At 64.5% G+C, this 11,586-nt stretch carries 7 protein-coding genes; 2 read left to right on the top strand and 5 right to left on the bottom strand.

Going from position 1 to position 11,586, the window contains the following annotated elements:
* Positions 1-160: 160 nt before the first annotated feature.
* Positions 161-625: a rhodanese-like domain-containing protein gene (locus BX592_RS23925; RefSeq protein WP_134195206.1), complete on the top strand. Its 465-nt coding sequence runs from the start codon at positions 161-163 to the stop codon at positions 623-625.
* Positions 626-777: 152 nt separating this feature from the next.
* Here BX592_RS23925 and BX592_RS23920 read toward each other — a convergent pair whose 3' ends face one another.
* From BX592_RS23920 to BX592_RS23905, 4 genes are all read right to left on the bottom strand, one after another.
* Positions 778-1,602, bottom strand: coding sequence for a competence/damage-inducible protein A (locus BX592_RS23920; RefSeq protein WP_134195204.1), 825 nt, complete (start codon positions 1,600-1,602; stop codon positions 778-780).
* 41 nt (positions 1,603-1,643) lie between these two features.
* Positions 1,644-2,474, bottom strand: a complete 831-nt coding sequence (locus BX592_RS23915; RefSeq protein ID WP_134195202.1) for an EI24 domain-containing protein — start codon at positions 2,472-2,474, stop codon at positions 1,644-1,646.
* Positions 2,475-2,665: 191 nt separating this feature from the next.
* Complete coding sequence (locus BX592_RS23910) at positions 2,666-3,664, bottom strand: sterol desaturase family protein (RefSeq protein ID WP_134195200.1); 999 nt, start codon at positions 3,662-3,664, stop codon at positions 2,666-2,668.
* A gap of 102 nt (positions 3,665-3,766) precedes the next feature.
* A complete protein-coding gene (locus tag BX592_RS23905) occupies positions 3,767-4,780 on the bottom strand; it encodes a YVTN family beta-propeller repeat protein (protein ID WP_134195198.1) in 1,014 nt (337 codons plus the stop codon).
* Positions 4,781-5,222: 442 nt separating this feature from the next.
* Here BX592_RS23905 and BX592_RS23900 point away from each other — a divergent pair, with 442 nt between their 5' ends.
* Positions 5,223-7,052, top strand: coding sequence for a YadA family autotransporter adhesin (locus BX592_RS23900; protein ID WP_134195197.1), 1,830 nt, complete (start codon positions 5,223-5,225; stop codon positions 7,050-7,052).
* A gap of 143 nt (positions 7,053-7,195) precedes the next feature.
* On the opposite strand, the gene hrpA is transcribed toward BX592_RS23900, so the two are convergent.
* Positions 7,196-11,569, bottom strand: a complete 4,374-nt coding sequence (hrpA, locus tag BX592_RS23895) for an ATP-dependent RNA helicase HrpA (protein WP_134195196.1) — start codon at positions 11,567-11,569, stop codon at positions 7,196-7,198.
* Positions 11,570-11,586: the final 17 nt, after the last annotated feature.

The following is an 11,586-nucleotide window of genomic DNA, read 5'->3' as shown; positions in this document are numbered from 1 at the left end:
CCGCCGCTCAAATCCTTAATTTGGTGCACATTCGATATTTTGCACCTTTGTGGGGCTTATCGATACCGCGGCTGAACGATATTCGGCGACGGCGCCATCGGTACGCGCGCGATGCGCGGCGCGCTAGAATAATCCTTTGGTCCAAAGGAGACACGCCGTCATGACCACGCTCGAACAGTTATACGCGCAGGCCGACAAGCGCCGCATCGACAATCAGCTTCCCTATGCGGGCGCGCTCTCCCCCGCAGAGGCGTTCGAGCTGCTCGAACTCGATCCGCGCGTGCGGCTCGTCGATGTGCGCACGCGTGCGGAGCTCGATTGGGTCGGCCGCCCGCTTGTCGGTGACGGCCAGTATGCGCACATCGAGTGGACCCGCTATCCGGGCGCCGTGCCGAACGCGGAATTCGTCGATCAGTTGCGCCAGGTCGCCACGCCGGACACGCCGGTGCTGCTGCTGTGCCGCAGCGCCGCGCGTTCGAAGCTGGCGGCCGTCGCCGCGACGCAGGCCGGGTTCACGAAGATGATGGACCTGCTCGAGGGATTCGAAGGCGACAAGGACAGCCAGGGACACAGGAAGACCGTGTCGGGGTGGTGCTTCCGCGGCTTGCCGTGGATTGGCGCCTGATGATATTGCCCGAAGCATCGCCCGGGCCGGACTCGAACCAGACCGGCTCAAAGGGCTGACAGCGCTACCCGGTGCGCGCGGCGGTTCGCCCCGTGCGCCTGCGAGCCCCGCATCCGTCACCGTCACTGAACCACCCTTCACTTCCGCGACATTCACGCGCGCGGCGCGGCCGGCTCCAACTCAACGATATCGCCGCCCAGCAGGTGCACGCCTTCGCGCAGCTTGACGAACGCCGCCGCAACCGCTTCCGGCTCGCCTTTCACGCCGAGGTCGATATGGCGCCGTGCGTAGATGCCCCCTCGCTCTGCATCGCCGACGCTGGGCAGGCTGAACACGCGCACGCCAGGGAAGTCGCCCTCGATCTTCTCCATCAGCGGCGTCAGCGTGGATTCCGGCAACTCGAATACCAGCAATGATTTTTCCGCGTGCGGCGTCGCATGATGAAGATGCGCGTACTGCGTATCCAGCACCCATTCGATCATCGGCCACGCCATCACCGGAAAGCCCGGCACGAAATGATGATGTTTGATCGAAAAGCCCGGAATCTTGTTGTAGCCGTTCGGAATAATCGACGCGCCGCGTGGATAGGTGCCCATATTGAGCCGGTGCAGATTCTCCGGCGAGTCATAGTCGACGGGCTTCGACGCGTCGGCCGGATGCATCTCGCGAATCCGCTCGCGAATCAGCACCGCGGCTTCCGGATGCAGTTCCAGCGGCACCGCGAGCGCGGCGGCCGCGCATTGGCGCGTGTGATCGTCGGGCGTCGCGCCGATCCCGCCGGTCGAAAACACGATGTCGCCGCTCTCGAAGGTGCGGCGTAGCGTGTCGGTGATCCGCTGCGGATCGTCGCCGATGTATTCGGCCCAGCCAAGCGGCAGGCCGCGCGCCTTCAGAAGTTCGATGACCTTCGGCAGATGCTTGTCGACCCGTCTGCCCGACAGGATTTCGTCGCCGATGATGATCACGCCAAATGCCATTGCCGCCTCGTAAAGTGAGATGCCCGAATTGAAGTGCAGGATCAGTAAGGAACCGGCGCCGTGCCGTGCGGCCCCTGCTGTTCCGCGCGCAGCCGCTGCAGCGCACGCAGACAGTAGTAGCCGAACCAGAGCGCCGAAAACACGAGGATGAACGCGTAGATCCAGATGGTCGCCGCGGTCATCACAGGAAACAGCACGATCAGCCACACCGACGATGCCCACAGCAGCGTCGGCAGCGAACCGAGCAAGCCGCTCGCGACGCCGATCAGTAGCAGCGGCAACCGGTGCCGCCGGACGAGAATGCGCCGCTCGTCGCTGCTCGCGTGCAGCGCGAGCGCGTCGTAGGTCATCACGCGATAGGTGAGCCAGCCCCACAGCAGCGGCGGAATCAGCGCGAAAAACGGCGGGATCAGCCATAACGGCAGCGTAATCACCAGCACGACCAGACACACGAAGGTAGTCCACAGCGAATGCGCAAGGCTGCCATACCAGGTACCGCCATGCCGCATTTCGAGGCTCGGGAATTGCCGCACGGACAGATGCTTGATGACGGTCGGCATCGAAAGCGTCGCGATCAGCAGTAGCACCGACACGACGATCAGCGGAATCGCGATCGCAATCACGATAAACGGCGCAACCGCCGCATGCAGCGACGAGAATCCGAGCCAGTCGAACAGATGGTAGAGCGTGTTCGTGAACGACCAGCCGTCCAGCCACGTGCGGGTCGCGCCGATCAGCGTCTGCCACGAAAACCACAGAATCGCGCCCCAGACGACCGCTGCCGCGAGGAACGGCACAAAGGTCAGCCAGAGCATGCGCGGGTGGAGCACGCTGGCGAGCGCGCGTCCGAACGAGCGCAACAGGTCATTCATGCGAGCGGATGCCGGTGAAAGAAACGTTGGGAAAAGAAACCGTACGAACGTGGAAAGGATAAACCACGCGGTACATCCGCGGTAACTCGCGGTGGCCAAACGCGTAAAGCGGGACCAGGCGGGGTTGAGCGATCGCCTGCGGCTCTGCGGGGCCGCGGACTCGCGGGATTTATGAATCGGACCGCGCTGTGTCAGAGCGTCGCGGCATCGCTACCGGGCGCACGGCGCTTCGGTACGATGCGCCGTGCAATGCGGACAAATGCGAGCCAATGCTGGGCGAAAAAGCCGTCGCCGTAGTGATGGCCGTCGAGCTGGTCGCGAATGCCGGTCGGCTCCATCTCGCGGCTCCACGACGCGCTGCCAAACAGCATGTCCCAGCACGGGAACAGCACGCCAAAATTGCAGCCGTATTTGAGCCCTTCATGACCGTAGCCGATCGCATGATGACGACGGTGGAAGGTCGGGCTGACCAGCAGCCGTTCGCCGAGCCAGCCGTAGTACAGACGAATGTTCGCGTGCTGCACGCTTTGCGCAAGATTCGTGATTGCGACCAGCACGACGAACTGCGCAGGCGGTACGCCGATAAACAGCGCAATCAGCGCGAAAAAGCACGCTTGCAGAAGATCGTCGAGCAGGTGGTTGCGATCGTCGGACCAAAGCGACATCTGGCGCTGGCTATGATGCACCGCGTGCAGTTCCCACCAGACACCGAAGCGATGCTCCCAGCGGTGATACCAGTAGCCGGCGAAATCGAGAACCAGCAGATAGATCACGAACGTGACGACAGGGATGGTTGTCACGCCGGGCCACAGGTTGTCGATTTCGAGGTTGGCGATATTGTGCAGCCGCAGCCAGCCTTGCACCGCATCGAAAAACGGTTGCAGCGCGAAGAAGAAGAACAGGTTCAGGATGCCGAGCTTCGCGATCCACGTGTACAGCACGTCGACACGCACTGCCTTGCGGTCCTGCCACTCTTCGACTGGACGCAGCGCTTCGAGCGGCCGCAGCACCGCGTACATCGCGAGTACTTCGAACACGCCGACGATCACCCAATACAGGCTGTCGTACGTGTCTTCGTCGTAGTCCATCAGGCCGAAGTGAAACAGCAGCGGCTGCACGACGTTCTCGTACAACGACGTTTGCAGCGCCGACACGGCGCTATCGAGCGTGGAGAAGATCAGATGGAACATGATGCTTGCCGTTCGTCGAAACCGTTGTGTTGCGCTGAGTGTCGCGTTAAGCCGTCGTATCGCGCTGCCTGATTCAACCTACCGCCCCGTGAACCGCCGGCGTCAGGCACCGTTTGGTGCGGTGACCGGCGCGCGGTCGAAGAAATAAATGCCGTGCGGAGAACGTCCGACCGCAATCGTCTGGATCAGCTTACGCTGTGACAGATCGATGATGCCGATGTGCTTCGCAAAGCGGAATGTCACCCACAGATAGCGTTTGTCCGCGGAAAGTTCCATGTCGTCGGGGCCGGGCATCAAATCCGTAATGTCGCCGACGTTGGTGAGCGTGTCTTCGTCGATGATGCTGATCGTGTTCGCGACCCGGTTAGACACCGCCACGTGCCGGCCATCCGCCAGCGAGCGGAAGTTGTGCGCGCCCTTGCCGGTCGGGATCGTTTTTACGATTTTCTGGTTCTTCCAGTCGACCACCGCGACGTAGTCCGCGCCGGTCATGCCGATCAGCAGGTACTTTTCGCCGGGCGTCATCCACAGCCCCGCGGGCACCTTGCCGACCTTCATTTTCCACTTCACCTTCTGCGTCGGCAGATCGACCGCCGCGAGTTCGCCAGACACCTGCAACGTGACGAACACGGTTTTGCTATCGGCGGAAAACGCCATATGGCTTGGCATCACCGCGAGCGGCAGGCGCTGCGCGAGCGCCATGTTGTGGCCGTCATAGTGATAGATGTCGAGCCGGTCCAGACGCAGGCCGGTGGTAACCAGCCACTTGCGATCCGGCGAAAAGCCGATCTGGTACGGGTCTTCGATGCCTTCGATCCAGCGCTGCGTCTTGCCGGTCTTCGGGTCGACGAACAGCAGATTATTCGACACCGAGTTCGCGACGATCAGCGACGAATTGTCCGGCGTCGCCATCAGGTGGTGCGGTTCCTTGCCGGTCGCCACGGTGTCGACCACTTGCCGCGTCGCCTCGTCGATCAGGCTCAGCGTTGCTTCGCCCGAATTGAGCACGATCACATTGTTCGCTTGAACTGCCGGGGAGAAGAGGACCGCTGCCGCGGCTAGCGCCGCGCCTGCCGGGAACGTGCTGATCAAGCCGGTAAGGGAAAATTTGCGCATGAAGACTCACAACCGAAGACAGCCGCCATTGTAGAACGTTTGCCGCGCCTAACGGTTGACGATGCGCAGGAATTTCCGATCGGCGGCGCGTTGCCGCAACACGTTGGCAGCGGTGCCGGGAAAATCAGAAACGGTGATGAGTATTGCGGTAGTTTCCGATCGGGCGCGGATGACTCATCGGTGATTTGATTGGCTTAAACCGGATTTTCTTTATCTACTTCCGATTGAACAAATAATCATCTGAAAATCGACAGTCGAATATTCGAATTAAAAGAACCGTCCTATTACGATTGGCCAATCCAGTTTTAAGAGTTTACTCATATCGCGGGTACACCCCGACGCCGGAGAATCGCTTCTTCCGATCACGCACCCGTTCAGGACGAACGCGCGCCGGCTTCGTCCGGCGGCGTGTTGCCCACACACACCCTGGAGGTTTTCACACATGAATGAGATCAATATAGCCAAAACGAATCGCACGATTAAAGTCTGGCAGGCCACGGCTTTCACAACTGGAAGCGCGCACGCAAAACTGCGCGTTTTGATCATTGCGCAAATTGCGCTCGCGAGTCTGATCGCGATCAGCACAGCGCGGCCCGCGCACGCCAGCATTCCGGCCGCGCAGCAGTATTTCGACGCGGATGGGCTACTGGACGGCACCGACGGCGTCACCATCCTGTCGGGCAGCAAGGCGCTTGCGGTCGGCGCGGGCGCCCATGCGCTCGCCAGCCGGGCCATTGCGATTGGTTGGGGCGCGGGCGTCAGCAATTGGGCGGGTATCGCGGTCGGCAGTGGCGCGAGCGTCGCCGGCTATGACGCGGTCGCGATCGGGGAGCAGGCGCTCGGCACGGCGACCGGCGCGTTCGCCGGCGGCGTCAATGCGCGGGCGAACCTGCTCGCGACGACGATTGGCGCGTACTCGGCGGCAACCGGGGACAGGTCATCCGCGTTTGGCGCTTACTCGAGCGCGAGCGGTCGCGCGTCGCTCGCGCTCGGCCAGAACGCACTCGCCGCGCAGGAGAACAGCGTCGCGCTCGGCGCCGGGTCGGTTACGCAGGTCGGCGCGCGCGCCGGCTATCTCGCGTACGGGCTGCCGGAGCCGCAAACATCGGCCGGCGAAGTGAACGTCGGCCAACGCACGATTAGCGGAGTCGCGGCCGGCGCGGCGGATCAGGATGCGGTCAACGTCGCGCAACTCAAAGCGCTCGACAGCAAGATCGACGCCGCGACGGCGCGGCTTGCGAACACGTTGACCTACGAGTCGAACGGGGACGGCTCGGTCAACCGCAACAGCATCGTGCTGAACGGCGAGCCGGGCAGCGGCGGCACCCAGATCCATAACGTCGCGGACGCGCACGATGCGCACGACGCGGTTAACCTCGGTCAGCTGTCGACGATGCTCGCCAGCGCAGTCGGCAATGTCGCGGCCAACGGAGCGAGCCCATTTTTCGGCGCGGCCGGAGATGCCGCGAGCGAAGCGGCGTTCGCCGGCGGCGCACACTCTATTGCCGCGGGTGCGAGCGCGCGCGCACGCGCGGAGCAAGCGGTCGCGCTCGGCGCCGACGCACAGGCGGATGGGACGAATGCCGTCGCACTAGGCGCGCATGCACAGGCCGCCGGGATGAACGCGGTTGCGCTCGGCGTCCATGCGCGCGCAAGCAACACGAACGCAATCGCAAGCGGCGTCAACGCGAACGCAAGTGGCGCGAACGCAATCGCAACCGGCGCCAACGCAAGCGCCACCAGCACGAACGCAATCGCAACCGGCGCCAACGCAAGCGCCAGCGGCAGCCACGCGCTGGCGCTTGGCGCATCGGCAACCGCAAGCGCCGACAATTCGGTCGCGCTTGGCTACGGTTCGGTCGCCGATCGCGCGAACAGCGTATCGATCGGCTCGCCCGGCAACGAGCGCCGCATCGCACACGTCGCGCCCGCCATCGACGGAACCGATGCGGTCAACCTGAACCAGCTGACCCAATCGATGAACGGCGCGCTCGGCGCCGCCAACCGCTACACCGACGACAAAATCCGTTCGCTACGCCGCGACGCATACGGCGGCACCGCCGCCGCACTCGCGGTCGCCGCGTTACCGCAGGCGATGATGCCCGGCCGCGGCATGGTCGCGCTGGCGGGCGGAACATACGGTGGACAGTCCGCACTGGCGATCGGCGTGTCGCAACTGTCGGACACCGGCCAGTGGGCGGTCAGGATGCAAGGGACCGCGAGCTCGCGCGGCGAAGCAGGTCTCGCGCTCGGCGCCGGCACGCACTGGTAAGCGCGTCCGCGCCCGCCAAAGCCTCGGAGGGATTGGCGGGACAGATGCAGGCATTCCCTCGCGCGCCTGCATCTTTTTGGCGCGATGCCGGCTTTCACGTCCGACGGCATCGCGTCCTTTTTGGCGTGCTTCGCGCCACCGCATCAGCGCTGCATCGATTCCCAGACCTTGTACAGCCGCTTCACCGAAACCGGCATCGGCGTACGCAATTCCTGGGCAAACAGCGACACGCGCAGCTCTTCGAGCAGCCAGCGAAATTCGGCAAGCCGCGCATCGGTGACGCCGCCGCGCTGCGCCAGCGCGCGCTGATAATGCTGCAACAGCGGATGAAACTCCGCGAACTGCCGCGCGTCGCGTGCCGGATCCGCCTTCAGCTTGTCGATGCGCAGACCGATCGCTTTCAGATAGCGCGGGAAATGGGTCAACTGCGAATACGGCGTATCGACGACAAAGCGCTTAACCATCAGCGCATCGAGCTGGCTCTGCAGATCCGCATAGGCAGCCGCGAACGACTTCGCCTGCGCAAGCTTTTTCAGCACGGTCGCGTACTCGTTAAGAATCTGTCCGACCAGCCGCGAGATTTCCTGCGCAAGCAGCGTCAACCGGCTGCGGCCTTCGTCGCGCCGCGCGTGAAAGCTCGCATCGTCGTCGGGCAGCAGGTCTTGCAGGCACGCGCGATCCAGCGCGGTGTCGATCAGTTGATCGCGCAATTCCTCCTGCGTCGCACGCGCGATAAATTGCATCGCCATTTCGCGCAGGCCCGGCAGATTCTTTTCGAGGTATTTGATCGGCTCGCGCAATTGCAGCGCGAACAGTCGCCGCAACCCGGCGCGATGAATCCGCGCGGCTTCGTCCGGCGAATCGAACACTTCGACGTCGCAATGCGTGCCGCGATCGACGAGCGCCGGATAGCCGAACAGCGTCTGCCCGCGACGGCGAATTTCAAGCAGCTCGGGCAGCTTGCCGAAATTCCAGGTCGTCAGGTTTTCATATAGCGCGGTGGCCGGCGCGCCGCTCGCGCCTTGCGGCGCCGTGTGCGGGACCGGCGCACCCGCGCCTGCGCGGCCACCGCCGCCGCGCGCCGCTCCTGATGCACTAGTCGCACCGGCTGCGCCCGGCCCGCTCGGCGAAGCGCCGTAGCCGGAGCCGGCGCCTGGCGCACTTGCCCCGCGCGCGGCACCTGCCGTCGCACCGCGGCTCAACGCATCGCCCGACTGATCGACGAGCGTCGCGTTCGCCGCCAGCTTCTGAAACTGCTGCTGCGCCTCGCCGCCCAACTCCGCGCGCAAGTGCGCAAGGTTGCGCCCCATCGCGAGTTGCCGCCCGTGCTCGTCGATCACCTTGAAGTTCATGAACAGGTGCGCGGGCAAGGTCTCGAGCTTGAAATCCGCCTGCTTCAACGCGACCTGCGTCTCGCCGCGCACGTCGGCAATCAGTGCGTCGACAAGGCCGCCCGCACCGAAGCGCGCGCCGTCGCTCGAACGTTCCGCGAAGCCCGCCGCGTATTGCGGCAACGGCACAACATGCCGGCGCAGCTTCTGGGGCAACGACTTCAGCAGCAGTTGCGCCTTCTCCTTCAGCATCCCGGGCACGAGCCATTCGGTGCGCCGCGCATCGACCTGATTGAGCGCATAAAGCGGCACGGCGAGCGTCACGCCGTCGCGCGGCGAGCCGGGCTCGAAATGATAGGTGAGCGCCATCTCGTTGCCGGCCATCGTCAGGCGCTTCGGGAACAGGTCCGTGGTCACGCCGGACGCTTCATGACGCATCAGGTCGTCGCGCGACAGATACAGCAAGCGCGGTTTGTCCTCCGGCTGACCGAGCTTCTTCAGCTCGTCGCGATACCAGCGCTCGAACGCGGCGCCGGTGTGGATGCCTTGCGGAATCGCGGCGTCGTAGAACGCGAAGATCAATTCGTCGTCGACCAGCACGTCCTGGCGGCGCGACTTGTGCTCGAGCTGTTCGATCTCCGCGAGCAGCTTGCGGTTGTGCGCAAAGAATGCAAGCTTCGTGTCGAACTCGCCTTCGACCAGCGCGCCGCGAATAAACAGCTCCCGCGCGCGCGCCGGGTCCTGCTTGCCGAAGCTGACGCGCCGCCGGTGGTAAATCGGCAAGCCGTACAACATCGCGCGCTCATACGCGCTCACCTGCGCAGCGCGCTTTTCCCAATGCGGCTCGGACAGCGACTTCTTCAGCAGATGCGCGCCGACCTTTTCGATCCATTCCGGCTCGATCTTCGCGATGCCGCGCGCGTACAGCCGGCTTGTCTCGACGAGCTCCGCGGCCATCACCCAGCGCCCGGCCTTCTTCGCAAGCGCCGACCCCGGCCACAGATAGAACTTGATGCTGCGCGCACCGAGGTAATACGGTTCGTCGTCCGCCTTCAGACCGAGGTTGCCGAGCAGGCCGGTCAACAGCGCGAGATGGATCTGCTCGAAGGTCGCGTCGGACTCGTTGAGCCGCCAGCCGTGTTCGCGCACCACCGTCAGCAATTGCGAGTGCACATCGCGCCATTCGCGCAGCCGCAGATGCGACAGGAAGTTCGCACGGCATGCGTCGGTGAGCTGCCGGTTCGATTTCTTATGGGCGATCGCTTCGTCGAACCATGCCCAGATCTTCGGCCACTGCAAGAACTCGGAGCGTTCGTCGGCAAACCGGCGATGGGCCTGATCGGCCTGCTCCTGCGCGTCGATCGGCCGATCGCGCGGGTCCTGCACCGACAGCGCGCTCGCGATGATCAGCACTTCCCGCAACGCCTGCTGATCGCGCGCGGCGAGAATCATCCGGCCGACGCGCGGATCGAGCGGCAGCCGCGCGAGTTCGCGGCCAAGCGGCGTCAGCGCATTGTCGTCGTCGACCGCGCCCAATTCGTTCAACAGTTGATAGCCGTCCGCGATCGCGCGTCCGGGCGGCGGCTCGATAAACGGGAACGTCTCGATCGCCGTCAGATGCAGCGACTTCATCCGCAAGATGACCGCCGCAAGCGACGAACGCAGAATTTCCGGGTCGGTGAAGCGCGCCCGCGCGGTGAAATCGGCTTCGTCATAGAGACGAATGCAAATACCATCGGCAACGCGCCCGCAGCGGCCCGCGCGCTGGTTCGCCGACGCTTGCGAGATCGACTCGACCTGCAGCTGCTCGACCTTGTTGCGATATGAATAGCGCTTCACGCGCGCAAGACCGGTGTCGATCACATAGCGGATGCCCGGCACCGTCAGCGAGGTTTCCGCAACGTTGGTCGCAAGCACGATGCGGCGCGCGTTCGACGGCCGGAACACGCGCTCCTGCTCGGCCGCCGAGAGCCGCGCAAACAGCGGCAGGATTTCGGTGTGCGGCGGATGATGCTTGCGTAGCGCTTGCGCGGCGTCGCGAATCTCGCGCTCGCCGGGCAGAAACACAAGCACATCGCCGGGGCCTTCGCGGCACAGTTCGTCGGCCGCATCGACGATTGCGTCGATCAGGTCGCGATCGGTCTCGCGCTGCGATCTCTGGCGCTCCGGCCGGTCCGGGCGCTCACGCGACAGCGTGCCCTGCGCGGATTTAACCGCCACGCTCTCCTCGGCGACCGGCCGGTAACGCAGTTCGACCGGATACAGCCGCCCGCTCACCTCGATCACCGGCGCGGGCTTGTCCTCGCTGCCGAAATGCCGCGCGAAGCGCTCCGCATCGATGGTCGCCGACGTGACGATCAGCTTCAGGTCCGGCCGCCTCGGCAAGATTTCCTTCAGATAGCCGAGCAGAAAATCGATATTGAGGCTGCGCTCATGCGCTTCGTCGATGATCAGCGTGTCGTACGCCTTGAGCAGCGGGTCAGTCTGCGTCTCGGCGAGCAGAATACCGTCGGTCATTAGCTTGACTGACGCGCCCGGCGCGAGATTGTCGGTGAAGCGCACCTTATAGCCGACTACTTCGCCGAACGGCGTGCCGAGTTCTTCGGCGATGCGCCGGCCGGTTGCGGACGCCGCGATCCGGCGCGGCTGCGTGTGGCCGATCAGCCCGCTGCCGCCCGCGCCAAGCCCGCGCCCAAGCGACAGACAGATTTTCGGCAGCTGCGTCGTCTTGCCGGAACCGGTCTCGCCGCTCACGATAACAACCTGGTGACCGGCGATCGCGCGCGCGATCTCGTCGCGCCGGGCGGACACCGGCAACGCTTCGGGGAACGTAATCGGCGGGACCGGATTCGGTTCGATCACGCGCGGCGCTCGCGCTGCACGCGGCGCTTGCGGTGGGCGCTGCGATTGTGGCTGCGCGCGCGGCTCGCGCGTCGCTTGCGTGTCGCCTGCCCGTTGCTGACCTTGTGGCGAGCTTGCCTCTTGCGGCGGGCGCTGCGCTCGTGGTTGGCGCGCCGCTTGCGCGTCGCGTGGCCCGGGCTGAACCTGTGGCGCACGCGCGTCTTTCGGCGCACGCGGCTGTTGCGGCGGACGTGGGTTGTCGCGCACGTCGCGCGACGGTTCGGGTCCCCGCTCAGGCGTGGTTTTCACGTCAGAAGCGGTGGGACTTTTGGGTACATTCGACATGGGGGCGCATTATAATC

The sequence above is a fragment of the Paraburkholderia rhizosphaerae genome, from assembly GCF_004366595.1.
GTDB lineage: Bacteria > Pseudomonadota > Gammaproteobacteria > Burkholderiales > Burkholderiaceae > Paraburkholderia > Paraburkholderia rhizosphaerae.
This window is presented reverse-complemented; position numbering and strand designations above follow the sequence as displayed.